Here is a 25,044-nt window from a genome sequence, read left to right as displayed (position 1 = left end):
CCGGGCGACCAGCTCTGCTGGTCGCCTGATAAAGCGCCACGATCACGATATGAAGGACTTCATCATGCGAACTATCATCCGCAATTCGCTTTGCCTCCTGCTGTTCGCCGCCGCGATGGCCATGACAACGCCGTCGCTCGTCGCCCAGGAAGCCCCGCGCGTGCGCTATCAGGAGATTCCGGAAGGCGCATATTCGGTGGTGGCGCAGGTGCGAGCCAAGCCCGGAAAGGAAGATGCGTTGCGTGCGGCCACGCTTCCGCTGATCGACCTGGTTCGGGGCGATCCCAAGAACCTGGTCTATTTTCTCCAGGAAGACCGCGCCAAACCCGGTCATTTCATCTTCTACGAGGTGTTCGCCAGCCAGGCCGATTTCGACGCGCATAATGCCATGCCTTATGTACAGGCATGGTTCGCCAAGCTTCCGGAACTTGCGGATGGCGGCGTCGAAGTCATGCGCATGGCGGTTCTTGGCGTGCCCAAGAAATAGCCGGCACCGCGCGGGCGTTTTGTCGCAGCCATTCTGGCGGCCAATGCCGGCAGCAATCGTGCGAATTCAGAACCGCTCACTTCAACAGGTTTGCAGCGCATGATAATTGCAAGCGATCTTTTCGATCGATTGGCAATGGTCAATGCGGGCTGCCACGGAGACACAACAACGGGGCGCACGCCGACAGGAACTCACATACTGCTTCGGCCCATTTCGACTGGTTCCGCGCCGCCAGCTGCTCCTGCTTGAGGGACGCCCCGTCAAGCTTGGCGGACGCGCGTTCGAGCTCCTGCAGGTGCTGGTGCAGCGCTGCGGCGATCTGGTCAGCAAGAATGAGCTGATGGCAGCGGGCTGGCCGGGCACCTTGCTCCACGACAGCAATCTCAAGGTCAACATGTGGAGCCTGCGGCGCTCGCTGGGGGATACCCAGATCGAGCCCGTTTACATCGCGACCGTGGCGCGCCGCGGGTACAAGTTCATCGCGGATGTGCAAATCAGCATCGGCGAGGTCGAGGACGACCTTGCGCTCGCCGATCCGCTACCCCTTTCCAATCCGCCATTGTTGCGCGGCATCGTCGGTCGCGAAGCGGACATCGTCGATATCGCGGATCTGCTGTCCGACAACAGGCACGTGACCCTGGCCGGCGCGGGAGGGATCGGCAAGACGACGGTTGCCGTAGCGGTCGCCCAGGCGTTTGCGCCGCGGTGCCGCGACGGCGTCTGTTTCGTCGATCTCGCCACGATCTCCGATCCGACGCTGTTCGGCGCGGCGCTGGTGACGGCACTGGGCATCAGAGGCAATACCGACAACGGTCTGGTTGCGGCGCTCGATTATCTGAGGCCGCGGCAGATGCTGCTCATTCTGGACAATTGCGAGCATGTGCTGCCGGCCGCCACGATCTTTGCCGGCAAGTTCATCACGGACACATCGCCGTCTAGACTGCTTGCGACGAGCCGCGAGCCGCTCGGCACCGGCACCGAGCACGTCGTGCGGCTTGGATCGCTTGCCTCGCCGAAGTCTGGCCTCGACCTGTCGGTCGATCAGGCCGTCAGGTTTCCAGCGGTACAGCTGTTCGTTCGCCGCGCCGCCGAATGGTCGGACTACCGGTTCGTCGATGGTGATTGCGAGGCAGTTGCCTCGATCTGCCACTCGCTTGACGGCCTTCCGCTGGCCATCGAGCTGGCAGCAGCCCAGATCGGCAGGTTCAATCCTCGCGAATTGGTGGCGCAGCTCGACCAGAAACTTTGCTTTCGCGCTCCCACCGCCGAGGGTGCGCCGCCGCGCCATGAGACCCTGATGGCAACGATCGACTGGAGCTTCCGACTCCTGTCGCAGAAAGAAGCCAGACTGTTCGGCTCGCTGTCGGTCTTCAGCGACGCATTCGAGGTCGAGGATGCGGTTTTCGTCGCGGAGGCGGCAGGGCTCACCCTGATCGACGTCGTCACCGGCCTCGGCAGTCTCGTCGCCAAATCGCTCCTGAGCGCGCAGGCGCACGGAGCGCAGCTTCGCTACCGGCTGCTCGACAGCACACGCCGCTATGCGGCCGAGCGGCGCCAGGCCGATCCCGCCTGCGGCCAGGCGCTGTGCCGCCATGCGCAGCGCGTTCTCGTGCTCTTCGAACGGTCCGAGGAGGAGTGGAACTGGCGCGAGCCGGCCGATTGGACACAGCGCTACCTTGCTCGCATCGCCGATTTGCGCGCAGCTCTTTCATGGGCGGTTGGCGAGGAAGGCGATCCCGTCCTCGGAATCAGGCTCGCGGTTGCAGCGATCACCTTATGGTCGGAAACTTCCATCCTGTCGGAAGCGCAGGCGCGGCTGGAAGACGCGCTCGCCTTGGCCAAGACCGTCGTATGCGACGACCTGTCGAAGGCAAAGCTCGCCTGCGCCCTTGGATGGAGCCTGTTCTACGCCCGCAAGATGTCGAATGAGAACGAGGTCGCCTGGCTCGACGCGATCGCCTTTGCAAGGCGAGCCGGCAACGTCGAGTATCAGCAGCGAGCGCTGGTGGGTTTTGCCTTTTACCTGCTGCAGATCGGTGAGGTCCCGCGCGCCATAACCTATCTCGAGGAGGCCACCGCGGTGGCCGACCGCGGCCGCGACCTGACGGCGACGTCCGAAGCCGATCGGGCACTCGCCTGGGCCCGCGCCTTTGCCGGCGAACTGAGCAGGAGCCGCCCGGTTCTGGATCGTCTCGCGGCAACCTATTCGCTGGCCGAGGGCCGTTCGCGCAAGGATGCGAATGAGGTCTACCGGTTCATCACGGTCCGCTTCAACCTGCCCTTCGTGGCGTGGATGCAAGGGCAAGCCGACTACGCGGCAAGGCTGGCCCGCGACGCCGTCGACGCCGCGGACCGCAGCGGCCATTGGGTGTCGCAATCGAACGCACTTGGGCTTGCCGCACTTCCCGTTGCGCTCGAAACCGGCAATCTGGATGCGCTCGAGAGCTTCACGATGCGACTGCGTCGCAACCTGGAACGTGAGCGCATCTCGCGCTGGGTTCCGGTCGAGCGCTATTTCTCCGCCTGTCTTCGCGACCTGCGTGGCGATCCGCGCGCGGTCGAGGATATTCGCGCCGCGATCGACGAACTGATCGAATGTCGCTTCTTGATGCGGATCGGCAGCTATCTCGCGGTTCTCGCCCGCACCTATCTGCGGCAGGGGCGGATCGCTGAGGCGCGCCAAGCCATCACGCGGGCGATCGACCATCAGGAACGTCAGGGCGAGCGGTGGTGCCGGTCGGAGCTCCAGCGGGTCGACGCATTGGTCCTTCTCCATGCCGGCGAGCCGCAGCGCGCCGAAAAGCGACTACAGCGGGCGCTCGCCGAAGCGCACGCCATAGGCGCGATGACATTCCAGTTGCGGATTGCCACCGATCTCGCAGCACACTGGATCGCGACCGGCCGAAAGACCAAGGCCATCCGGCTGCTCGCCCCGATTCATGACGAGTTCACCGAGGGCTTCGAAACGCCGGATCTCGTTGCTGCCAGGCGCCTGCTGCGGCGCGTGCGGCCAACGGCGGACGACTGCGGCCACTCACGCCAATCGGAGCCGGTGCACGCTCGCGGTGCATAGCTGGCCTACCGCCGCGCTCACCGCGCGCGCTTTACGCTTCCCGGATTTCCTGATCCTCTCTCCATCAACCAGCCGGATCAACCGGCCTGCCAGGGAGAGAGACGCCATGAAGCTCGGCACTGCCATTGCGGAAATCATGCGGCGCGAAGGGATTGAGATCCTCTGCGGCTATCCGGTCAATCATTTGATTGAGCACGCTGCGAAAGCGGATATCCGGCCGGTGATGGTGCGGCAGGAGCGCGTCGGCATCCACATGGCGGACGCGATCTCGCGGGTGACGTCGGGCCGCAGCATCGGAGCGTTCTGCATGCAGCATGGCCCCGGCGCGGAGAACGCGATGGGCGGCGTCGCACAGTGCTTTGGCGAATCCGTGCCCGTGCTGGTGCTGCCGATGGGCTATCAGCGCCGGCTTGCGCATATCGAGCCGAACTTCAACTCCAGCGAGGCGATGAAGCCGTTCGCGAAATCGTCCGAACCGATCATCCTCGCGGCCGAGGTCGCCAACATCTTCCGCCGCGCCTTCACGAAGCTGAAGAACGGCCGCGGCGGACCCGTGATCGTCGAGATCCCCGCGGACATGTGGAACGAGGACGTGCCGGAGCCGCTGAACTACACGCCAGTGCTGCGCACGCGCTACGGCGCCGATCCGGTTCACGTCAAGGAAGCAGCCGCCCTGCTCGTGAATGCAAAACGGCCGGTGATCTATGCCGGCCAGGGCGTGCATTACGCGCAGGCGTGGCCACAGCTGAAGCGGCTCGCCGAGCGGCTGGCGATCCCCGTCACCACCAGCTTGGGGGGCAAATCGTCGTTTCCCGAAACCCATCCGCTCTCGCTCGGCTCGGGCGGGCTCGCCGTGCCGCGCGCGGTGCCGAAGTTTCTGAGCGAGGCCGACGTCATCTTCGGCATCGGCTGCTCCTTCACCGAGACCAATTTCGGCGTCGCGATGCCGAAGGGCAAGACCGTCATCCACTCCACGCTCGACCCCAACCATCTCAACAAGGATGTGGAAGCGAAGATCGGCCTGGTCGGCGATGCCGGCCTCGTGCTCGACGCGCTGCTGGAGGAGATCGGAAAATCGGTCACATCCGATCGTGATGCCTCCGCGGTCGCGGCCGAGATCGCAGCCTCGCACAAGGAGTGGCTGGCGAAGTGGATGCCGAAGCTCACCAGCAATGACGCGCCGCTCAGCCCCTATCGCGTGCTCTGGGATCTTCAGCACACCGTCGACATCAAGAACACCATCATCACGCATGATGCCGGCAGCCCGCGCGACCAGCTCTCTCCGTTCTGGAAGTCGGTCGATCCCCTCACCTATCTCGGCTGGGGCAAGACGACGCAGCTCGGCTACGGGCTGGGCCTTGCGATGGGCGCCAAACTGGCAAAACCGGACAAGCTCTGCATCAATGTCTGGGGTGATGCGGCCATTGGTTTCACCGGCATGGATTTCGAGACCGCGGTGCGCGAGCGCATACCAATCATGTCGATCCTGCTCAACAATTTCTCGATGGCGATCGAATTGAAAGTGATGCCGGTCTCGACCGAAAAATATCGCTCGACCGACATCTCCGGCGACTATGCCGCAATGGCCCGCGCCTTCGGCGGCCATGGCGAGCGGGTGACGAGGCCGGAGGACATCGTGCCCGCGATCAAGCGCGGCATCGAGAAGACGCAGGAAGGCATTCCGGTGCTGCTGGAGTTCATCACCAGCAAGGAGACCGAGGTGTCGCGGCCCGGCACGTGAGCGGGGCTCTCGGCAACGCCGCGAGCGCTGGCTCTCCCCGCAGAAGATGTGATAATCCGGCCCGGTGCCGCGCCATTTCGCGGCATCGAGCCGGATCAGGAATGACTACCCCTTCCAACGACATCGAGGAGCTCGAGCGCCGCTTGCAGGCGGTCGCAGCCGAGAATGCACGGCTGAGCGGCGAGCTTGCGACCGCGCGGGACCGCCAGAGTGCCAGCGCCGAGATTTTGCGCACCATCGCGTCCTCGCCCTCCGATGCGCGGCCGGTCTTCGCGGCGATCGCGTCCAGCTCGAAGCGCCTCCTCGGCGGCTTCTCCGCCACCGTGCTTCAGTTCATCGGCGACGAGCTGCACCTCGTGGCGTTCACGCCGACCACCCCGGAGGCGGACGAAGGGCTCAAGGCTTCGTTCCCGCGCAAGATCGCGGACTTTCCAACTTTTGCCCTCGTGCGCGACGGCGAGACGATCCAGTTTCCCGACAGTGAGGCCGCCGGCGTACCCGCGCTGAACCGGGAGCTGGCGCGGCTGCGCGGCTTCCGCAGCGTGCTGTTCATGCCGCTGATGAACCGGGGCACGCCGGTCGGCATGATCAGCGTCACGCGCGCCGAGCCCGGCGCCTTCGCGCCCGACCTCGTGCAGCTGCTTCAGACCTTTGCCGACCAGGCCGTGATCGCCATCGAGAATGCGCGCCTGTTCAACGAGACCAAGGAGACGCTCGAGCGCCAGACCGCGACGGCCGACATCCTGAAGGTGATGGCCGCCTCGCCGTCCGACGTACAACCGGTGTTCGAGGCCATCGCCACCAACGCCAACCGGCTGATCGGCGGCTTCTCCACCGCGGTGCTGCGCTATATCGACGGCGCCGCACATCTTGCGGCATTCACGCCGACCGATCCGGCCGGCGACCGCGTGCTCCAGGCCTCGTTCCCGGTGCCGTTCGCGCGATTTCCGCCCTACCCGCTCGTGGCCGATGGTGTCGCGGCGCAGTTGCCCGACACCGAGCTGGAGCCGGCCGCACGCGACATCGCACGCGCCCGCGGCTATCGCAGCATGCTGTTCACGCCCTTGATGAGCGAGGGCGAGGCCATCGGCATCATCATCGCGACACGCCGCGCGACCGGCGCGTTCCCCGAACATCACGTCCGGCTGCTGCAGACTTTCGCGGACCAGGCGGTGATCGCGATCAAGAATGTCAGCCTGTTCAACGCCACCAGGGAAGCGCTGGAGCGGCAGACCGCGACCGCCGACATCCTCAAGGTGATCGCGGCTTCGCCCGCCGATGTCACGCCGGTGTTCCAGGCGATCTCCGACAGCGCCAAGGCGCTGATCGGGGGGCATTCCTCCACCGTCACCCGCGTCATCGACGGCATGCTGCATCTGGCCGCCTTCACCACCGACAACGAAGCCGGCAATGCGGATCTGCTGAGCTCCTTTCCGGCGCCGCTGTCCTCGTCAGGCATTCACAGCCGGGTGGCGACGAGCGGGGAATATGCCTTCCGCAGCGACATGCAGAACGAACCCGATCTCACCGAGGCGATGAAGGAACTGGCGCGGACACGAGGCTATCGCAGCATCCTCGTGGTGCCGATGCTGCGCGACGGCATTGCGATCGGCACCATTGCCGTCACGCGGCCGGAGCCCGGTCATTTCCCCGACAAGGCGATCAACCTGCTCAAGACCTTTGCCGACCAGGCCGTAATCGCGGTCGAGAACACGCGCCTGTTCAACGAGGTGCAGGACCGCACCAGGGAACTCGCCAAATCGCTCGACGATCTGCGCGCCGCGCAGGACCGCCTGATCCAGACCGAGAAGCTCGCCTCGCTCGGCCAGCTCACCGCCGGCATCGCGCACGAGATCAAGAACCCACTCAACTTCGTCAATAATTTTGCTTCGCTCTCCGCCGAGCTGACGGACGAGCTGAACGAGGTGCTCGCGCCCGTCACGCTCGCAGACGACGTCCGCAGCGAAGTCGACGAGCTGACAGGGCTTCTGAAGGACAATCTGCAGAAGGTCGTGCAGCACGGAAGGCGCGCCGATTCCATCGTCAAGAACATGCTGCTGCACTCGCGCGAAGGCGGCGGCGAGCACGGTTTGAGCGACATCAATGCGCTGGTCGAGGAGGGTCTCAACCTCGCCTATCACGGTGCGCGCGCCGAGAAGCCGGGTTTCGACGTGACGCTGAAGCGCGAGCTTGATCCGGCGGCCGGGCAAGCCGAAGTGTTTCCGCAGGAAATCACCCGCGTGCTGCTGAACCTGATCTCGAATGGCTTCCATGCGGTCACCAAGCGCAAGGCCGAGGGCGCCGCCGGTTACGAGCCGGTCGTGACCGCTGCGACGCGCGGCCGCAGCGACAGCGTCGAGATCCGTATCCGCGACAACGGCACCGGCATTGCCGACGAGGTCAGGGAGAAGATGTTCAATCCGTTCTTCACGACCAAGCCGGCCGGCGAAGGCACCGGCCTCGGGCTGTCGATGAGCCACGACATCGTGGTGAAGCAGCACGGCGGCACGATCGACGTCGCGACGGAGCCGGGCGTGTTCACCGAGTTCACGATCCGGTTGCCGCGCAAGAGCAGTTTTGCGGAGAGCGACAAGGGATAGCATCAGCCGGAGGATGCCTTGAAGGGTCTCGCGTGGTTCATTCGGCGACAACTCCTCTCGCTGTCCGGGGTCGGGCTCATGCTGGGCGCGCTGTTCTTCGCGGCTGCGCTCACTCCGACGCTGATCCCGCGCAGCTTTCTCACGCAAGGCGCCCTCGCCGGCGGTTGCTTTGCGATCGGCTATTTTGCGGGAATCCTGTGGCGGCGGCTGTGGCATTATCTCGAGTTGCCCGAGCCTTCCGCGCGCGCGCGAACGATTGCGAATACGCTGGCCGCAGCCGCCTGCCTGCTTGTCGTCATCGTCGCTCTCGGGCGCACCGCCGATTGGCAGAACTCCATCCGCGCCGTGATGAAGATGGCCCCGGTCGAGACCGCACATCCGCTCAAGGTCTGCACGATCGCCCTGATCACGTTCGCAGTGCTGCTGGTGCTGGGGCGACTGTTCGCACTCGTCGCCCACTTCCTCGCTGCGCACACGAGGCGCGTCATCCCGCGGAAGGTCGCGAACGTCATCGGCGTGATCGCCGCAGGCCTGCTATTCTGGTCGATCGCCAGCAATGTCCTGGTCCGCATGGCATTCAACGCGCTCGATTCCTCCTTCCGCGAACTCGACGTCCGGTTCGAGCCCGAACGGCCGCAGCCGACCGCGTCGAATCGGACCGGAAGCGCGGCATCGCTGGTGCAGTGGCAAGAGCTCGGGCGGATGGGGCGCCGATTCATCGCCTCAGGCTCGACCGCGGCCGAGATCAGCGCGGTTACGGGACGGCCCGCGCAGGACCCCGTGCGCGTCTACGTGGGGCTCGGCAGCCGCGACACGGCGCAGGCGCGCGCCAAGCTTGCGCTCGATGAGCTCAAGCGCCAGCACGGCTTTGAACGCAAAGTGCTGATCGTCATCACGCCAACGGGCACCGGCTGGATCGATCCGTCCGCGATGGATACGGTCGAATATCTCCACCATGGCAATGTCGCGAGCGTCGCGATGCAATATTCCTATCTCAACAGCCCGCTGTCGCTGCTGTTTCAGCCCGAATACGGCGCCGAGGCGGCGCGTGCTTTGTTCGCGGAAATCTACGGCTACTGGACGACGCTCCCGAAGGACAAGCGGCCAAAGCTGTACCTGCACGGGCTCAGCCTCGGCGCCATGAACTCGGAGAAATCCGCAGAACTGTTCGAGACGATCGGCGATCCCATCGCGGGCGCGCTGTGGAGCGGGGCGCCGTTCGAAAGCCGCATCTGGCGCTCGATCACCGACAACCGCAATCCGGGATCGCCGGCCTGGCTGCCAGAATTCCGCGACAGCCGCTTCGTCCGTTTCATGAACCAGGACGGGCCGACGGTGCCGCCGGATGCGCCCTGGGGCCCGATGCGCGTCGTCTATCTGCAATATGCCAGCGATGCGATCACGTTCTTCGCCTACCGCGACGCCTATCAGGCGCCGGCCTGGATGGCGGCCCCGCGCGGACCGGACGTGTCACCGGAGCTGCGATGGTATCCCATCGTCACCATGCTGCAGCTCGCGCTCGACATGGCGGTTGCGACCCATACGCCGATGGGCTTCGGCCATGTCTACGCGCCCGAGCATTACGTCGATGCCTGGGTCGCCGTCACCGACGTCCAAGATTGGTCACCCGATGCGGTTGCGCGACTCAAGACCCATCTTGGGACGGCGGCGCGGAAAGCCGCCGGGGACAGCGCCGGCCCCGACCCCTACGGTGATCGCGGCGGCTAAAAGCCCCTACTCCGCCATCTCCACCGGCTGCGGCGTCGACGGACCGGCCAGCGGCCGCTCCTCCATCGCGATCAGACAGAGCGCGGCCCCGGTCATCAGCGCGGTGGCGGCGCCGAACACGTAACGGAACGCGTGCCGCATGTCCTCGGCGGGAATCGCGACGCTGCCTGCGGCATGATGCTCGCCGAGCGGAATGTCGGCACCGAGCGCGATCAACAGGATGGCCGCGAAAGCCGCGACCGTGAACGACGACATCAGTGAGCGGAAGAAGTTCAGGGCGCCGGTGATGGTGCCGACCTGCGGCCGCGCGACCGAATTCTGCACCGAGACCACGCAGACCGGGAAGGTCGTGCCGAGGCCGAGCGCAAACGCCGCCATCAACGTCAGCAGGCCCCATAGCGGCAGCGTCGTCAGCGTGAGGCCGAGGCCGCACAGCGCGGCCCAGGACGTGCCGATGATGGCGACGCGCTTGTAGTGCTTGGCCCGTGCCATCGTGCGGCCGGCAATGGCTGCACCGCAAGTCGAGACGGCGGCGAGCGGGATAAGTGCAAGACCCGCCTCGCTGGCGCTGAGGTGATAGACGGATTCGTAATAGAGCGGGAGCTGGACCGTGAGGCCCGTGATCGCGCCGAGCGCGCAACCGCCCGCCATCAACCCGAACGGTACGACACTTCCGCCGAGCAGCGGCAGCGGCAGGAACGGTTCGTCCGCGCGCCGCGCATGCCAGACGAAGCTGACGGCGAGCGCGACCGCGCCGCCCACCATCGCCAGCACGGTCGGCGACAGCCACGGATAGCGCGTGCCGCCCCAGCTCAGCACCAGCATGAAGACGACGGCAGAAGCCATTAGCAGCACGCCGCCGAGCCAGTCGACCTTGCGCTTGCGGTGGAACACCGGGATCTTCTTCATCTTCGGCAGCAGCAGCGCGATGGCGGCGGCCGCGAGCGGCAGATTGATCCAGAAGATCATCGACCAGTGCAGATGTTCGGCGAACACGCCGCCGATGACCGGACCGAGAATGCCGCCGACCATCCAGACGCTGGAGAAATAGGCCTGGTATTGCCCGCGCTCGCGCGGTGAGACGACGTCGGAGATCACGGTCTGCACCACCGGCATGATGCCGCCGCCGCCGAGGCCCTGAAGGCCGCGCGCCAGAATCAGCATCGGCAAGTTCGGCGCGATGGCGCATAGCACCGAGCCCACGACGAACAGGCTGAGCGAGGTGATGATCATGGCCTTGCGGCCGTAAATGTCGCTGAGCGTGCCGAACACCGGCGCGACGGCGGTCGAAGCCAGCAGATAGGCGGTGATGACCCAGGACAGGCTCGATACGTCCTGGAACTGGCGTCCGATGGTCGGCAGCGCGGTCGCCACGATGGTCTGGTCGAGCGCGGCCAGGAACATCGTCAGCATCAGGCTGATGACGATGGTGCGGACCTCGTCCTGCGACAGCGGCACCGGAGAGGCGATGGAGGGCGCGTCATCGACGCTGATGATCTCGCTCGGAAGGCGGGACAGCTCTTCGGCGATATCGTCGGGCAACGCCTGGATGTCGGCAGAACCGCTCTGCCGGTCGAACTTGTTCATCTCGATCGGACGTCGTGAGGCGGCACAACGCCGCGAAGGATTCGTTCTATGCAGTCCAATGTAGACAGCAAAGACTTCCCCAGGCAGGCACCGCGGCGCATGGGTGCATCCCATCGCGGGGTCATCCCGAACAATTGATCCGGGCCAGCGAGGCGGATCAGTCCTTCGGACGTCGCTTCAGGCGGGCCCGTTTCGGCAAGGTCGCCGGCCATTGCACGATGTGGTCCTCGAGCTCCTCGTCCGGGATCTCCTCCTCGCTGCCCTCAACCCGGCCGCGCACGGAGACGCCGGCCTCATGCACGGTATTGGGATCGCCTGACACCAGCGGGTGCCACCAATAGAGGTCGCGTCCCTCGGCGACGAGCTTGTAGCCGCAGCTCGGCGGCAGCCAGTTCAGGGTGCGGACATTGGCCGGGGTCAGGCGGACGCAGTCCGGAACCTTGTCGGAGCGATTCGGGTAGTCCTTGCAGGCGCAGCTGGCCCCATCGAGCAGCTTGCAGCCGATATGGGTGAAATAGATATCCCCGGTGTCCTCGTCCTCGAGCTTGTTCAGGCAGCAGCGGCCGCAGCCGTCGCACAGGCTTTCCCATTCGGCCGCCGACAGCTCTTCCAACGTCTTGGTTTTCCAGAAGAATCCTTCCTGGCCTGAGGGTCGTTTGGGAGCTGCGGTCATGCGTCTCAACACAAGTTCGAAAGAGCTGCGGCAACGCCATCTAGGGCGTGCGGCCGTCACGGTGCAAGCAACGCCGCCGAACGGCCCGTAATGACCCGGGGTCAATTAGGCCTGTTGTTCAAAATCGCCAGCGTGACCATTGGTTTATAGGCCCTGCTCGGTTAGAAGGAACAGCAAGTCCCCTCGGACGCTAAGCCGGGCGCCTTGGGTTTGCCGTAACATTCCCGCAAGACGTCTCGATGCCGCCCCGGCCGGGTGCTTGAACGCTTTCGAAGCAAGCCGCAAGGGTTCCAGGTGCGCCAGATCATACCACCGCATTGGAAGCAGAAGATCCGGAATTTCTTTCTGGATCTCGATGCGCGCATCGACTCCTCGCTGTTCTCCTCGGCCAAGGGCATCCGCGAGCTCTACGAGCGCTACTCGACCTTCATGGACCGGTTCTATGTCGGACGCTGGAAGCGCTGGGTGTTCATCGAGCCGCTGTCGGAAGCCGCCACCCTCGGCCTGGGCGGCCTGATCGTGATGCTCACGCTCGCCATCCCCGCCTTCCGCGAGACCGCGGACGAGGACTGGCTGAAGAAGTCCGATCTCGCCGTGAGCTTCCTCGACCGCTACGGCAACCCGATCGGCAGCCGCGGCATCAAGCACAACGACTCGATCCCGCTGGAAGATTTTCCTGACGTGCTGATCAAGGCGACGCTGGCGACCGAGGACCGCCGCTTCTACGACCATTTCGGCATCGACATCGCCGGCACCGCGCGCGCCCTCGTCACCAACGCCCAGGCCGGCGGCGTCCGCCAGGGCGGCTCCTCGATCACCCAGCAGCTCGCCAAGAACCTGTTCCTGAGCAACGAGCGCACCATCGAGCGCAAGGTCAACGAGGCCTTCCTCGCGATCTGGCTGGAATGGCGCCTGACCAAGAACGAGATCCTCAAGCTCTATCTCGACCGCGCCTATATGGGCGGCGGCACCTTCGGCGTCGACGGCGCGGCGCATTTCTACTTCAACAAATCGGCGCGCGACGTGACGCTGGCGGAAGCCGCGATGCTCGCCGGCCTGTTCAAGGCCCCGACCAAGTACGCCCCGCACATCAACCTGCCCGCCGCCCGCGCCCGCGCCAACGTCGTGCTCGACAATCTCGTCGATGCCGGCTTCATGACCGAGGGCCAGGTGTTCGGCGCCCGCCGTAACCCCGCCTTCGCGGTCGACCGCCGCGACGAAGCCTCGCCGAACTATTATCTCGACTACGCCTTCGACGAGATGCGCAAGCTGGTCGACACCTTCCCGAAATCCTACACCGAGCGCGTCTTCGTGGTCCGCCTTGCCATGGACGCCAACGTGCAGAAGGCCGCCGAGGACGCGATCGAGAACCAGCTGCGCCAGTTCGGCCGCGATTATCACGCAACGCAGGCGGCGACCGTCGTCGCCGATCTCGACGGCGGCATCCGCGCCATGGTCGGCGGCCGCGACTATGGCGCGAGCCAGTTCAATCGCGCCACCGACGCCTATCGCCAGCCCGGCTCCTCGTTCAAGCCCTACGTCTACACCACCGCGCTGCTGAACGGTTACACGCCGAATTCGATCGTGGTCGATGGCCCGGTCTGCATCGGCAATTGGTGCCCGCAGAATTATGGCCATTCCTATTCCGGCTCGGTGACGCTGACCCAGGCGATCACGCGCTCGATCAACGTCGTGCCGGTGAAGCTGTCGATCGAGATCGGCCGGCGGGATCAGCCGAAGGCGCCGAACCCGGCCAAGGTCGGCCGCGGCAAGATCGTCGAGGTCGCCCGCCGTTTCGGCATCAAGGCGCCGCTGCCCGACACGCCGTCGCTGCCGATCGGTTCGGACGAAGTCACCGTGCTCGAGCACGCCGTCGCCTACGCAACGTTCCCCAACCGCGGCAAGGCCGTGACGCCGCATGCCGTGCTGGAGGTGCGCACCGGCGCCGGTGACCTCGTCTGGCGCTGGGACCGCGACGGGCCGAAGCCGCGGCAGGCGATCCCCGCCTCCGTCGCCGCCGACATGGCGGGCATGATGAGCCACGTCGTCAGCGAAGGCACCGCGCGCCGCGCAGCGCTCGACGGCATTCCGACCGCGGGCAAGACCGGCACGACCAACGCGTATCGCGACGCCTGGTTCGTCGGCTACACCGGCAATTTCACCTGCGCGGTGTGGTACGGCAACGACGACTATTCGCCGACCAACCGCATGACCGGCGGCTCGCTGCCGGCACAGACCTGGCACGACATCATGCTCGTGGCGCATCAGGGCGTCGAGGTCCGGGAGATTCCCGGCATCGGCATGGGCCAGAAGCTGCCGCCGCAGCATGTCTCCAACGCGCAGGCCAATACGGGGCCGAAGGTGCTGGAGACCAAGCCCGGTCCGCCGCCCATTCTGACCAAGCGCGGCGCCGACATCCTTGTGCGCGTCGAGAAGCTGCTGGATGACGCGGCCAAGACCGCAAACAAATCGACGGCCGCCGACACCAAGCCGTCCTCGTCGACGAACGCGCTCGCCTTCCCGCAGAACTATGCGGAAGAGAACGCCAACGCCTCCGCCCCGCGCAAGAACTGATCGAAACCCGTGCGGCTGATCCTGATCACATTGACGGCCCTCCTGCTCGCGACCGTGGTCGGCCTCGGCGCGACCTGGATGACGACGACGCGCGGCACCGAGATCGGCGCGCTGACCATCGGCCCCTGGACCGCGCGCCCGCGCACCGGCACGGCCGACGTCGACCCCTATTCGCGGGCCACCATCGTGCGCAACGGCGAGCTGCCGATCGGCACCGGCGACGGCGTCGCCTTCACCGCGACCACCGACGACAAGAAGAAGGCGCTCGACGGCCGCTGCGACGTGATCGTCTCCGGCGTGACGCCGCCGGCGCGGTTCTGGACGCTGACGCTCTATGACCGCAAGGGCCATCTCGTCGCCAATTCGCTGCAGCGCTACGGCTTCACCAGCCAGGAGATCGTGCGCCAGTCCGACGGCTCGTTCGAGATCCGCATCGCCTCGCGCTCGCGCGCCGGCAACTGGCTGCCGACCGGCGGCATCGAGCGCTACGCATTGATGCTGCGCCTCTACGACACCCCGGTCGGCGTTGCCACCCGCACCCAGCGCGATGCGCCGATGCCCACCATCAGGACGGCGGGCTGCTCATGATCCGCCTGCTGTTCACCATCGTCGCCGGCATCGTTCTGGGCCTCGTGGTCCATCTCGTCAGCGTGCTGGCGCTGCCGCGGATCGCGACGCAGGATGCCTATTCGCGGCTGACGCCGATGACCAAGCTCAACGGCGTCACCCAGCTGCCCCTCGCCGATCCGCAGACCTCGCCGATGCCGTTCATGGACCCGGCCTTTGCGCTCGCGATCTGCCGCTATGATCTGACGAACGGACCGATCAAGCTCACGGTGCCGGTGAGCCAGGCCTATACCTCGGTGTCGTTCTACACCCACAACGAGATCGCCTATTACGCCATCAACGACCGCTCGGCGGGCCGCAAGGTGATCGAGCTCGACCTCATGACGGAGGCGCAGCACAACGAGCTGCCCGAGGACGAGGAGGTCACCGCGGCCGACCGGCTGATCATCGATTCCCCTTCTACCACGGGCCTGATCGTGATGAAGGCGCTCGCCGCCGAGCCCGGCCTGATGCAGCAGGCGCAGGCGACGCTTCAGGCCGCGACCTGCGCCCCGCAGGCCGAGCCGCCCGCCAAGGCCGAGGCGCCGCGCGGCCGGCGGTAAACGCAGCCGTTTCGGCAGCACGAAACAAAAGTGCGAAAACAACCCCATGCACAGTAGCCAAGCTACTGAAGTGCATCCGGTTTCCATTCTCGGAATTTGACGACGCGGCGGCCGCCTGCCCTCCTGCGGCGCAAGACGGCTGCTCGAGCGAAGACACGGCGACCATTAACGCGATCGGCCATAGACGCTCGGTCCAAACGTCCTTTGACACGTCGGGCAAAACACTGGCAGAATGGCATCATCGAGAATTTGACACCCGCGCGGAGCCATCCGCCGCGGGTGTTTTCATATCGAGCGGCGGCACCTGAGGCAGGTTGCGCGAATGCGCGGCCTTTCGATCCCTTCCAACGGCGCCCTGACCGCACCCAACCACCATCTTGAAACGACGGGGCGATGTCACATACATTGTCCGCGTGGGGACCAGGCAGACTCCCCGTGAGACTTCGGTCCAAGCTCTGCGCAGCACGCAATTCGTGGAGCTTGCGCATGGACACCGAACGACATCCCTCTTCCCGCAATACTGTCGCCATCCTCTCGCGCGGAGATGCTGCCGCACGCTCGAACGCGACGCCGCAAAACAGCCGCTTCGTCCGCGTTTTCGAGGCGCTGGCCGCGGTCGGCATCGACGCCCGGCCGGCCATCTACGACGAGAGCTTCACTGAAACCGTGCGCGATGAACTGCTCGGCGTCGACGGCGTGCTCGTCTGGGTCGATCCGATTCATCAAGGCAAGACGCGCGCCGATCTCGATGCCATGCTCCGCGAAGTTGCGGCCCGGGGACCCTTAGTCAGCGCGCATCCCGATGTCATCCTGAAGATGGGCGTCAAGGAGGTGCTTTACCAAACCCGTCATCTCGGCTGGGGCACCGACACGCATCGTTACGACAGCGCTGTGGCATTCCGCGCCGAATTTCCCTCACGCCTGCGGGCGAGCGGCCCGCGCGTGCTGAAGCAGAATCGCGGCAATGGCGGCCAGGGAGTCTGGAAGGTGGAGGCACTGCCGAATGCTGACGGCATCGTACGCGTGCTGCATGCGCAGCGCGGCTGCCTGCCCGAGGAGATGCCGGTCGAGGACCTCATCGCGCGATGCCAGCCCTATTTCGGCTGGGGCGGCTGCATCATCGACCAGGCCTATCAAGCTCGCCTCCCCGACGGCATGATCCGGTGCTACATGAGCGCAGCCAAGGTTGCCGGCTTCGGGCATCAATTGATCAAGGCCCTGATTCCGCCACCGCCGGAAGGTCCCGACGCGCCCGAGGCGCAGCCAGGACCTCGCATCATGCACGGACCCTCGGCCCCGGCGTTCCAGGCGCTGCGCAAGTCGATGGAGAACGAATGGGTGCCGCAGATGATGCAGGCGCTCGACATCGATGAAACCTCGCTCCCCGTTATCTGGGACGCGGACTTCCTCTACGGGCCAAGGGATGCCGCCGGCGGCGACACCTACGTTCTGTGCGAGATCAACGCGAGCTCCTGCTTTGCCATCCCCGACGAGGCGCCGGCAGCGATCGCGCGAACATTGAAGCAGCGTTTGCTCAGCACTCGAAAGGTGCGCACCGGCTGAAGACGTCAGGACCACCCGAGGGACGGGCCGCAGCCCGCCCGTGGATCAAGGGAATCCGATCGACGGAGCGAGTGCGGTCACGGCTGCTTTCCCGATCGAGCCGACCGCGCCCAAAGCAGCGCCAGCGGTCCCAGCGCGATTCCCGCCGCAAGGACGATGAACGCCAGCAGCCAGCCCGTCGCGCTTTGCGGGCCGCCCGCCGCATCGAGCGCGGCGCCGGTCCCCCATGCTCCCACCGCCGAGAGGCCGAAGCCGACCGTCGAATGCAAGGCCAGTGTTGCGCCGCGATGCTCCGAGACGGCCGCGGCCGACATGCCGGCGGTCAAGGCGCCGGAATCCGCCGGCACCGTCAGGCCATAGAGGATCAACAGCAGCGCGAGCACCCATGCCGGCGCGGTCGCGTTCAGTCCGATGACAAGCGCGACGCAAGCCGAGGCGATCATCACGACGGTGATCGCACGATGGCGGCCGAATTTCAGCGCGGCCTCGTTGCCGAGGATGCTCGCGGGCATCGAGATCACCGCGAAGCAGAAGCTCAGCACGACGGGGCTGAGCCACGACGGCGCGCCTTGATGCGCGACCACGAATGTCCAGAACCCGACCAGCCAGGTGCGGATACCGTAGAGCTCAAAGCAGTGCGCGCCGTAGCCGAGGATGTATCCGAGCGCCTCGCGATTGGCGAAGACCGGCGCGAAATCGAGGAGACGCCCCGCCTTCGGCGCGGGCCGCCGCTCGTCGATCAGGAGGCACGCGACGACCATTGCGATCGGACCGAGGCCGGTCACGACGAAAGCGGCGGGCCAACCCCAGCGATCGGCGACCACTTGCGCCACCAGGAACGAGATGCCCACCCCCACGGAAAAGCTCGATGTGTACAGCGTGACGGCCCGCGAGGTGTCGCCGGCGGGAAGCCGGTCCGTCAGCGCCTTCAGGCCAGGCATGTAGGCGCCGGCAAATCCGAGTCCCGCAATGGACCAGATCGCAATCCCCGACCAGAATCCCTGCGCGAACACGCCGAATGCGACGGTGGCAAGTCCGCTCAAGATCGAGCCCCAGACCAGGACGACGCGCGCATCGATCCGGTCGGTCAAGGTCGTCAGCACGGGTACCGCGAGCATGTAGCCGAACGCATAACCGCTCGCCATCAGCCCGCCTTCGGCCGCCGAGAGTCCCCAGGCCGGCATCAGATGCTGCGCCAGGTTCGCCGACAGCGTCACATGCGGCAGCAGATTGCCGACCTGCCCGATGCACATCACCGCAATCAGCGACCGGCCGTTCAGCTTACGAATTCTGACCTCCCGTCTGCAGGCGCGTCGACGGCGCAGGGTCCGCATGAAGCAGCAGCAGCGCGACGAACGCGGAGACCGAGGCAAGAGCGCAGATCCACAGCGCGCCTCGGCCGAAGTGCTCGACCATCAGACCCAGCACCAATGGCGCGGCCGCCCCCGTCAGCCGGGACGGGAGCGAAATCATGCCGACACGTTTCCCGAACCCCACCGGTCCAAACAATGCCAACGGCAGCGTTCCGCGTGCGATCGTGATGATCCCGTTGCCGGCTCCGTAGAGGACAGCGAAAACCGGCGCGAAGAATGATCCTCCCGCAATCAGCGTGACGACGCCTATCGGGTTCATGAGCATGGCGAGCCTCGCCGACAACAGCGGGTGGAATCGACCGAGGAAGCCCGCTTCGAGGAGACGCGCCCCGACCTGCGCAGGACCGACCAATGTCCCTGCGAGCAAAGCTTGAGCCGGCGTCGCTCCGAACGCGACCAGCATCGACGGCAGAATCGCCGAAACACCCGAGCTGACGAAGCCGGCTGCCGCAAACATATAGGCCAACACGCCCATCGCAAAGCTCTCGCTCTGGCGTTCGGAATGCGGGCTCGCGCCGGCAACCGGCGGCGCGGCCTGATCCAGCGGCGTCGCGCGCGGCAGCGAGAGATTGAGCGGCAAGGCGAGGCAGACATGGATGACCGACCATATCTGGCAGGCGGCGCGCCAGCCATACTCGGCATCGAGCCACATCGTGAGCGGCCAGCCGACGGTGCTTGCAAAGCCAGCGATCAGCGTGATGCCGGTGATCGGCTTTCGAGCGCCCGTGCCATAGATCCGGGTCAGCGTCGCGAATGCCGCCTCATAGAGCCCCATGCCCATGGCGAGCCCGAGCATCATCCACGCGGCGACCAGCAGCCCCGCGCCATGGGCCCATGACAGCAGCAGCAAGCCCGCGGCGAAGACAGCATTCGACGCCGCGAGCAGGTAGCGCCCCCCAAACCGGTCGATCGCATGACCGACACGCGGCCCGAGAAGTCCGGAGAGAACGAGCGCACCCGACAGCGCCGCGAACACGTAAGTCGGCGCGAGATCGAGATCCCGCGCAATCGGAGCGGCGAGGACGGCGGGGAGATAATAACTCGACGCCCACGCAATGGTTTGCGCGGTGCCAAGGCCAACGATGACGGCGAGAGAGCCGGCAGCTAGGCCCGGAAGAGCCTGCCTCATGAACAACCACACCCCGAGGCGCCCGACCTCTTCGCCGCTTCGTCGGTCGCGCAGCAGGCGGATGAATCGTCCTTGGCCGGACCGCCGCAGCATCCCGACGTGGCAGCAGTCTCGAGGCCGCCTCGCGTGCAGACGCCGGTCTCCGGCAGCACGAGCTCGACCCTCGCCGCGGCCTCCTTGTCGCCGGCGATGTCGGCGGCGATCGAGCGGACCTGCTCGTAGCCGGTCATCATGAGGAAGGTCGGCGCGCGACCATACGACTTCATGCCGGCCACGTAGAAGCCCGGTTCATCATGCGCGAGCTCGCGGGCGCCGTGCGGACGCACGGTCCCGCAGCTGTGCTCGTTGGGATCGATCAGAGGCGCCAGCGCGACGGGCGCCTCGATGGCAGGGTCGAGCCGCAGGCGCAGTTCGGACAGGAAGGAGAGGTCGGGACGAAAGCCCGTCGACACGATCAGTTCGTCCACGATCACGCTCCGCGCGCCGCAGCAGGCGCCGGCGGCGATCTTGAGGCGACCTTCGGAGTCCGAGAGGTGAGTGACAACGAATTGGGTCTCGACCTTGATCTTCCCGGCGGCAACGAGCGCTGCGAAAGCACTTCCCAGCTCACCACGGGCAGCGAGCTTGTCGTTGCGGCCGCCGCCGAAAGCCTTGGCAGGATCGGCGCCGCGCAGCAGCCAGACGGGTTGCGTGCCGGGCGCCTCGTCCGCGAGTTGCACGAGATCGATCAGCGTGCCCACGGCGGAATGGCCGGCGCCCAGCACGGCAACGGTCTTCCCGGCATATCTGGCGCGGACGGCACCTCGCACATCCGGCATGCCATAGGCGATATGGCCGGCGCGTTCGCCCTCGCCGATTGCGGACAGACCATTGCCTCCCGCGGAATTGGGAGAGAACCACGTGCCTGACACGTCGATGACTGCATCGGCACGCAGCATCTCGGGGCCTTTACCGTTCTGGTAGCGGATTTCGAATGGCGCCTGCTCCCGCCCCCTGGTCTTCGCCTTGTCGAAGCCGGCGCGGCTGATCGCGGTGACGCGACTGGACGTCCGGATCACCTCGCGCAGCTTCGTTCGAGTCGCGAGCGGCTCGAGGTAGCGCTCGATCAGCTCGTCGCCGGTGGGGTAGGAGCTCGGGTCCGGCGAATTCCACCCCGTCGGCGCGAGCAGGCGCGCCGCTGCCTTGTCGACATTGTATTCCCACGGCGAGAACAGCTGCACGTGCTGCCACTGCCGGATCGCGTGGGCTGGCTCGGGTCCAGCCTCGAGCACGATGGGAGACATGCCGCGTTCGAGAACGTGCGCGGCCGCCGCGAGACCGACGGGCCCTGCCCCGATGATCGCCACCTTTTTCTTGTCCATCCGACTTCTCCCATCCTTCTAGAATCATCGAATAATATGGCCCGGAAAGTCAGGCGGCCGTTTGCGTATCCTTGCATCCGACTTCGTCCGCACAGCACTCCGAAGCGAGGAAATCCACCAGGCCCTGCATCGCGTCGTAGTTCGCATGGCAGACGAGCGTCGTGGATTCTCGGACCTGGCTGACGAGCCCGACTGAGACCAACGTCTTGATGTGATGCGACAGCGTCGAGGCCGGGATCTTCAGCTTGTCCTGCAAGCGGCCCACGGGCATGCCCGAACGCCCCGCGCGAACCAGGGCGCGATAGATCTGGAGGCGTGTCCGGTTGCCCAGAGCTTCCAAGCGTGCCGCTGCGTCATCGATCCTCATGGCTGGAAACCATGTTCTCGTTCGCGCCGACAGTCAACCATATTTCTAGAATATTCGAAATATTGGCGAAGCGAATTCGGGTTGACGCACAGCTTATTATTCCATAAATCTGGATATATGGAAATCGATGAAGCCGTCCTGGCGCTCGCGGCGCTGTCGCAATCGACCCGTCTGGAGGCCTTCCGGACGCTGGTCCGGCACGAGCCCGACGGCCTTGCGGCAGGCGACCTCGCCCGCCTGCTGGAAGTGCCCCAGAACACGCTCTCGGCGCATCTCGCGATCCTGAGCCGCGCGGGGCTGGTGTCTTCCGTGCGGCATGGCCGCTCGATCGTCTACCGCGCCGGTCTCACGGAATTTCGCGACGTTGCAGTCTTCCTGCTGCGCGATTGCTGCGGCGGACGGCCGGAGGTCTGCGAACCTGTCGTCGAGACACTGCAATCCTGCTGCGCGCCGAAGCGAAAGGAACGAAGCCGTGCCTGATCGGCTATCAGCTCGGAGGGTCGGCTGATGGACAATTTCGACGTCCCGCGGCGCGTCGCGGCCGAAGCGCTCGGCACGGGCATTCTCGTCGCCACCGTGGTCGGCTCCGGCATCATGGCGGAAACGCTGACCAGGGACGTCGCTCTTGCGCTGCTCTGCAATACGTTGCCGACCGGAGCCATTCTGGTCGTCCTGATCACGGTGCTCGGTCCGATCTCCCGCGCACACTTCAATCCGGCGGTCACTCTGGTCTTCACCGCCAGGCGCGAACTGCCAGTGAACGAAGCTGCGCTCTACGTCGTCGCGCAGATCCTCGGCGGCATCGCGGGAACGATGGCGGCGCATCTGATGTTCGGATCGCCCCTGCTCGAATTCTCGACCAAGGTTCGAACGGGTGGGCCGCAATGGTTCGCTGAAGCCGTCGCCGCCTTCGGGCTGATCGCGACGATCCTGGCCGGCGTCCGCTTCCAACGAACGGCGGTGCCCTGGCTGGTGGGCCTTTACATCACGGCGGCCTATTGGTTTACGGCATCGACCTCGTTCGCCAATCCGGCCGTGGCGATTGCGAGGTCGCTGACGAACACCTTTGCCGGCATTCGCCCCACTGACCTGCCTGGCTTCATCCTTGCCGAGCTTCTTGGCGCGTTTGCCGGCATGTTGCTGATGAACTGGCTGTTGGGACGCGCCGAGACGCGCGTCCCGGTTCCAATCGCGGAGACACATCGATGAGCGTCACGATCTATCACAACCCAGCCTGCGGCACCTCGCGCAACACGCTCGCGATGATCCGGCAGAGCGGCGTCGAGCCTGACGTCATCGAATATCTGAAGACGCCGCCGTCCCGCGAAAAGCTGGTCGAGCTCATCGCGGCCATGGGGATTTCCGTTCGCGCCCTGCTGCGGGAGAAGGGCACGCCGTTTCGCGACCTCGGCCTCGATGACCCCAAATGGTCCGACGACGAGCTGATCGACCAGATGCTCGCGCACCCCATCCTGATCAATCGCCCAATCGTGGTGACAGCAAAGGGCACACGCTTGTGCCGCCCCTCGGAAGCGGTGCTCGATCTCCTCGATCGTCCCGTCGGCCGCTTCGTCAAGGAGGACGGCGAGGTGGTGGAAGCGCGGTAGACGTGGCCGCGATGGCAGCAGCTGTCACGCGACAGTAGGACGCAATCGCAAGTCGATTGCGCCATTGATGCTGCAAGCCGCGGGCGCTATCGATCGGCCGAGGATGACCTTCAATCGGGAGGAGCGCATGAGCACCATCGCCGGCGGCTGTCACTGCGGCGCAATCCGTTACGAGGTCGAGGGCGATGCGATCGTGCACGCGCTGTGCCATTGCCGCGATTGCCGGCTTCACGCCGGCGCACCGGTGGTCGGCTGGACGATGTATCCCGGCGATGCCCTCAAGGTGACGAAGGGCGAACCCAAGGTCTACAACTCCTCCGAACACGGCAGGCGGCAGTTTTGCAGCAATTGCGGAACCGGCCTGTTCTACGTCAATGACAGCCTGCTGCCGGGAGTCATCGACATCCAGAGCGCGACCTATGACGATCCAGAGGCGGTCCCTGCGACGATGCACATCCAGGTCGCCGAGCGCCTGCGCTGGATGGAGCATGCGCATGAACTGCCGACGTTCGAGCGCTATCCCCCGCAGCCATAGCAAACGCGCGCGTGCCTGCCCGCTCGGGGGCCGCGCCAGACATCGTTACCCGAGCATCCCCTTCAATCCCGCGTAGATCGAGCCGACGGCGGTTGCGGCGACGCCTGCGAGCGGCCCGACGGTCTGCATCAAGTCCTGGATCAAGCGGGCGCGGCGGCGCAGCTGTTCGTCGCCGACATGCTGCCCCAGCAAGCGCGCCACGCGGAAGGCGAACGCATTTGGCTTGCCGCCCTGGCTCAGCACCCGCGGCAGGATCTGGAAGATCACGACGCTGAAAATGTTTCCGGAGACGAAGGCGAGCAGGATGCTCGCGCCGAATTCGAGCACCTCACGCCATTCGATCCAGACCGTCGGCAGGATCGGCACGTGATCGTGGATCCCGGTCACCGTCAGCATCGCCAGGATGCTGACGCTGGCCGTCAGGAACGCCAGCACCAATGCCGTCAGGGCGGAGACCCGATGCAGCGGATAGGCCAAGAACCCGAACAGCAGCGGGATGAGGATCGATGCAATTCGAAGCGGAATCGAGGACACGTTGAAGGTGATGGTCACGAGCACATGCGCGATCACCAGCAACAAGGATGGGATGGCAACGTAGAGCACCGCATGCGTTGCGTAATAGCGCAGCGGATTGTTGTAGCGCTCGAGGCGGACATTGACGCGATCGAGATCGCGCCTGAGCTTGTCCAGATCGGCGACGATCTCGTCAATCTCGAGAAGTGTCGGCCGCACGACGCGCAAATCCCGCGAGCAATGCTTGCAAGCGATGGCCTCGTCCTTGATCGTCTCGGCACAGAACGGACATTCCATCGCTAGCGCGACTTCCTTCGCATCATGATGGCTTCGACCTCGTCTCTGGCCCGCCGCAGTTCATCCCGCAGCGCCTCACGCTTGCGCAGGAGATCGTCGCGCTCCGCAATCAGCGTTGCGGGAACGGCGATGTCACGCCCGCAAGACGCACAAACCAGCGCACCCTCAGCAGTCCCGGACCGGCAGTAAGGGCACGTCACTTGGGCGCGACCTTCAGCGTAAAGATGGCCGTGCCCGACCGGCCATCACTGTCCTTGATGTCGACGCGCACCGTGTATTCGCCGGGCGGCAGCTCCGCGTCCTGCATGTTGATGCCATCGGCCTTCACGAAGGGTTTGACGCGCGATGTCAGGTCGACATTCGGCGTCCGGAGGAAGATCATCCTGACCGAGTCCAGATCGATCTTCGCCCCGCCATAGGACTGGAATTTCAGGACCAGCGGCAGAGGCGAACTCGCCGAGGCGCCCGGCGAGACGAACTCGACCTTGGGGCCGCGCATGATGCCGCGCTGGTCGACGGCGACCGCGCCCTTCGGAGGCGGCAGCCTGGCCTCCTCTTCCGTGATCAATGGCACGGCGCGCGATGGTCCCGCGAACCACAAACTTGCGGCCACGAGACCCACCAAGACATTCCGCTTCATTTTCCGTCCCCCCTTCCCCTCGACTGT

General features: G+C 65.5%; 21 protein-coding genes. 13 read left to right on the top strand and 8 right to left on the bottom strand.

The window, feature by feature from the left end; translation table 11 throughout:
* Positions 1 to 49: 49 nt before the first annotated feature.
* The 5 genes from HAP40_RS13335 to HAP40_RS13315 all read left to right on the top strand — a co-directional run bounded on the left by HAP40_RS13335 (position 50) and on the right by HAP40_RS13315 (position 9,629).
* Positions 50 to 487 carry a putative quinol monooxygenase gene (locus tag HAP40_RS13335; protein ID WP_208024782.1) on the top strand — a complete coding sequence of 146 codons (438 nt, stop codon included), beginning with the start codon at positions 50 to 52 and terminating at the stop codon, positions 485 to 487.
* Between the two features lie 142 nt (positions 488 to 629).
* Complete coding sequence (locus HAP40_RS13330) at positions 630 to 3,560, top strand: ATP-binding protein (RefSeq protein WP_166817361.1); 2,931 nt, start codon at positions 630 to 632, stop codon at positions 3,558 to 3,560.
* A gap of 106 nt (positions 3,561 to 3,666) precedes the next feature.
* Positions 3,667 to 5,301, top strand: coding sequence for a thiamine pyrophosphate-requiring protein (locus HAP40_RS13325; RefSeq protein ID WP_166817362.1), 1,635 nt, complete (start codon positions 3,667 to 3,669; stop codon positions 5,299 to 5,301).
* Positions 5,302 to 5,402: 101 nt separating this feature from the next.
* Positions 5,403 to 7,901, top strand: coding sequence for a GAF domain-containing sensor histidine kinase (locus HAP40_RS13320; protein WP_166817363.1), 2,499 nt, complete (start codon positions 5,403 to 5,405; stop codon positions 7,899 to 7,901).
* A gap of 78 nt (positions 7,902 to 7,979) precedes the next feature.
* A complete protein-coding gene (locus HAP40_RS13315) occupies positions 7,980 to 9,629 on the top strand; it encodes an alpha/beta hydrolase (RefSeq protein ID WP_166819524.1) in 1,650 nt (549 codons plus the stop codon).
* A gap of 6 nt (positions 9,630 to 9,635) precedes the next feature.
* Here HAP40_RS13315 and HAP40_RS13310 read toward each other — a convergent pair whose 3' ends face one another.
* The gene (locus HAP40_RS13310) at positions 9,636 to 11,216 is read right to left on the bottom strand and encodes an MDR family MFS transporter (RefSeq protein ID WP_166817364.1); all 1,581 of its coding nucleotides are present in this window, start codon (positions 11,214 to 11,216) and stop codon (positions 9,636 to 9,638) included.
* A gap of 157 nt (positions 11,217 to 11,373) precedes the next feature.
* Entirely contained in the window at positions 11,374 to 11,889 is a 516-nt protein-coding gene (locus tag HAP40_RS13305) for a YcgN family cysteine cluster protein (protein WP_166817365.1), read from the bottom strand.
* A 294-nt stretch (positions 11,890 to 12,183) separates the two neighbouring features.
* On the opposite strand from HAP40_RS13305, the gene HAP40_RS13300 reads away from it, so the two are divergent.
* From HAP40_RS13300 to HAP40_RS13285, 4 genes are all read left to right on the top strand, one after another.
* Positions 12,184 to 14,463: a transglycosylase domain-containing protein gene (locus HAP40_RS13300; RefSeq protein WP_166817366.1), complete on the top strand. Its 2,280-nt coding sequence runs from the start codon at positions 12,184 to 12,186 to the stop codon at positions 14,461 to 14,463.
* Positions 14,464 to 14,472: 9 nt separating this feature from the next.
* Positions 14,473 to 15,051 carry a DUF1214 domain-containing protein gene (locus HAP40_RS13295; RefSeq protein ID WP_166817367.1) on the top strand — a complete coding sequence of 193 codons (579 nt, stop codon included), beginning with the start codon at positions 14,473 to 14,475 and terminating at the stop codon, positions 15,049 to 15,051.
* On the top strand, positions 15,048 to 15,632 hold the full coding sequence (locus tag HAP40_RS13290; protein WP_166817368.1) for a DUF1254 domain-containing protein: 585 nt from the start codon (positions 15,048 to 15,050) through the stop codon (positions 15,630 to 15,632). The genes HAP40_RS13295 and HAP40_RS13290 overlap by 4 nt, the downstream gene beginning before the upstream one ends.
* Positions 15,633 to 16,118: 486 nt before the next feature.
* A complete protein-coding gene (locus tag HAP40_RS13285; protein WP_166817369.1) occupies positions 16,119 to 17,195 on the top strand; it encodes a Cj0069 family protein in 1,077 nt (358 codons plus the stop codon).
* Positions 17,196 to 17,272: 77 nt separating this feature from the next.
* Here the strand turns inward: HAP40_RS13285 and HAP40_RS13280 are convergent, their stop codons facing one another.
* The 4 genes from HAP40_RS13280 to HAP40_RS13265 are packed head-to-tail and all read right to left on the bottom strand — an operon-like array spanning position 17,273 to position 21,425.
* The gene (locus tag HAP40_RS13280; protein ID WP_166817370.1) at positions 17,273 to 18,448 is read right to left on the bottom strand and encodes an MFS transporter; all 1,176 of its coding nucleotides are present in this window, start codon (positions 18,446 to 18,448) and stop codon (positions 17,273 to 17,275) included.
* Between the two features lie 28 nt (positions 18,449 to 18,476).
* The gene (locus tag HAP40_RS13275) at positions 18,477 to 19,697 is read right to left on the bottom strand and encodes an MFS transporter (RefSeq protein WP_166817371.1); all 1,221 of its coding nucleotides are present in this window, start codon (positions 19,695 to 19,697) and stop codon (positions 18,477 to 18,479) included.
* Positions 19,694 to 21,058 carry an NAD(P)-binding domain-containing protein gene (locus tag HAP40_RS13270; protein ID WP_166817372.1) on the bottom strand — a complete coding sequence of 455 codons (1,365 nt, stop codon included), beginning with the start codon at positions 21,056 to 21,058 and terminating at the stop codon, positions 19,694 to 19,696. The genes HAP40_RS13275 and HAP40_RS13270 overlap by 4 nt, the downstream gene beginning before the upstream one ends.
* 49 nt (positions 21,059 to 21,107) lie before the next feature.
* Positions 21,108 to 21,425 carry an ArsR/SmtB family transcription factor gene (locus tag HAP40_RS13265; RefSeq protein ID WP_166817373.1) on the bottom strand — a complete coding sequence of 106 codons (318 nt, stop codon included), beginning with the start codon at positions 21,423 to 21,425 and terminating at the stop codon, positions 21,108 to 21,110.
* 117 nt (positions 21,426 to 21,542) lie between these two features.
* On the opposite strand from HAP40_RS13265, the gene HAP40_RS13260 reads away from it, so the two are divergent.
* The 4 genes from HAP40_RS13260 to HAP40_RS13245 all read left to right on the top strand — a co-directional run bounded on the left by HAP40_RS13260 (position 21,543) and on the right by HAP40_RS13245 (position 23,567).
* The gene (locus HAP40_RS13260) at positions 21,543 to 21,905 is read left to right on the top strand and encodes an ArsR/SmtB family transcription factor (protein WP_166817374.1); all 363 of its coding nucleotides are present in this window, start codon (positions 21,543 to 21,545) and stop codon (positions 21,903 to 21,905) included.
* Positions 21,906 to 21,932: 27 nt separating this feature from the next.
* A complete protein-coding gene (locus HAP40_RS13255; protein ID WP_166817375.1) occupies positions 21,933 to 22,634 on the top strand; it encodes an aquaporin in 702 nt (233 codons plus the stop codon).
* On the top strand, positions 22,631 to 23,032 hold the full coding sequence (arsC, locus tag HAP40_RS13250) for an arsenate reductase (glutaredoxin) (protein WP_166817376.1): 402 nt from the start codon (positions 22,631 to 22,633) through the stop codon (positions 23,030 to 23,032). Before HAP40_RS13255 ends, arsC begins: the two co-directional genes overlap by 4 nt.
* A gap of 127 nt (positions 23,033 to 23,159) precedes the next feature.
* On the top strand, positions 23,160 to 23,567 hold the full coding sequence (locus HAP40_RS13245; protein WP_166817377.1) for a GFA family protein: 408 nt from the start codon (positions 23,160 to 23,162) through the stop codon (positions 23,565 to 23,567).
* Positions 23,568 to 23,612: 45 nt separating this feature from the next.
* Here the strand turns inward: HAP40_RS13245 and HAP40_RS13240 are convergent, their stop codons facing one another.
* Both HAP40_RS13240 and HAP40_RS13235 read right to left on the bottom strand, forming a co-directional pair.
* The gene (locus HAP40_RS13240) at positions 23,613 to 24,377 is read right to left on the bottom strand and encodes a hypothetical protein (protein WP_166817378.1); all 765 of its coding nucleotides are present in this window, start codon (positions 24,375 to 24,377) and stop codon (positions 23,613 to 23,615) included.
* Positions 24,378 to 24,573: 196 nt separating this feature from the next.
* Positions 24,574 to 25,017, bottom strand: a complete 444-nt coding sequence (locus tag HAP40_RS13235; RefSeq protein ID WP_166817379.1) for an Ig domain-containing protein — start codon at positions 25,015 to 25,017, stop codon at positions 24,574 to 24,576.
* Positions 25,018 to 25,044: the final 27 nt, after the last annotated feature.

Origin of the sequence: Bradyrhizobium sp. 1(2017) (assembly GCF_011602485.2) — a bacterium.
GTDB lineage: Bacteria > Pseudomonadota > Alphaproteobacteria > Rhizobiales > Xanthobacteraceae > Bradyrhizobium.
This window is presented reverse-complemented; position numbering and strand designations above follow the sequence as displayed.

Bases quoted from the DNA above. Each gene is read 5' to 3' on its own strand.
- HAP40_RS13335 (WP_208024782.1), top strand. From the start codon at position 50: ATGAAGGACTTCATCATGCGAACTATCATCCGCAATTCGCTTTGCCTC.
- HAP40_RS13330 (WP_166817361.1), top strand. From the start codon at position 630: ATGCGGGCTGCCACGGAGACACAACAACGGGGCGCACGCCGACAGGAA.
- HAP40_RS13325 (WP_166817362.1), top strand. From the start codon at position 3,667: ATGAAGCTCGGCACTGCCATTGCGGAAATCATGCGGCGCGAAGGGATT.
- HAP40_RS13320 (WP_166817363.1), top strand. From the start codon at position 5,403: ATGACTACCCCTTCCAACGACATCGAGGAGCTCGAGCGCCGCTTGCAG.
- HAP40_RS13315 (WP_166819524.1), top strand. From the start codon at position 7,980: ATGCTGGGCGCGCTGTTCTTCGCGGCTGCGCTCACTCCGACGCTGATC.
- HAP40_RS13310 (WP_166817364.1), bottom strand. From the start codon at position 11,216: ATGAACAAGTTCGACCGGCAGAGCGGTTCTGCCGACATCCAGGCGTTG.
- HAP40_RS13305 (WP_166817365.1), bottom strand. From the start codon at position 11,889: ATGACCGCAGCTCCCAAACGACCCTCAGGCCAGGAAGGATTCTTCTGG.
- HAP40_RS13290 (WP_166817368.1), top strand. From the start codon at position 15,048: ATGATCCGCCTGCTGTTCACCATCGTCGCCGGCATCGTTCTGGGCCTC.
- HAP40_RS13285 (WP_166817369.1), top strand. From the start codon at position 16,119: ATGGACACCGAACGACATCCCTCTTCCCGCAATACTGTCGCCATCCTC.
- HAP40_RS13280 (WP_166817370.1), bottom strand. From the start codon at position 18,448: ATGTGCATCGGGCAGGTCGGCAATCTGCTGCCGCATGTGACGCTGTCG.
- HAP40_RS13275 (WP_166817371.1), bottom strand. From the start codon at position 19,697: ATGAGGCAGGCTCTTCCGGGCCTAGCTGCCGGCTCTCTCGCCGTCATC.
- HAP40_RS13270 (WP_166817372.1), bottom strand. From the start codon at position 21,058: ATGGACAAGAAAAAGGTGGCGATCATCGGGGCAGGGCCCGTCGGTCTC.
- HAP40_RS13265 (WP_166817373.1), bottom strand. From the start codon at position 21,425: ATGAGGATCGATGACGCAGCGGCACGCTTGGAAGCTCTGGGCAACCGG.
- HAP40_RS13260 (WP_166817374.1), top strand. From the start codon at position 21,543: ATGGAAATCGATGAAGCCGTCCTGGCGCTCGCGGCGCTGTCGCAATCG.
- HAP40_RS13255 (WP_166817375.1), top strand. From the start codon at position 21,933: ATGGACAATTTCGACGTCCCGCGGCGCGTCGCGGCCGAAGCGCTCGGC.
- arsC (WP_166817376.1), top strand. From the start codon at position 22,631: ATGAGCGTCACGATCTATCACAACCCAGCCTGCGGCACCTCGCGCAAC.
- HAP40_RS13245 (WP_166817377.1), top strand. From the start codon at position 23,160: ATGAGCACCATCGCCGGCGGCTGTCACTGCGGCGCAATCCGTTACGAG.
- HAP40_RS13240 (WP_166817378.1), bottom strand. From the start codon at position 24,377: ATGGAATGTCCGTTCTGTGCCGAGACGATCAAGGACGAGGCCATCGCT.
- HAP40_RS13235 (WP_166817379.1), bottom strand. From the start codon at position 25,017: ATGAAGCGGAATGTCTTGGTGGGTCTCGTGGCCGCAAGTTTGTGGTTC.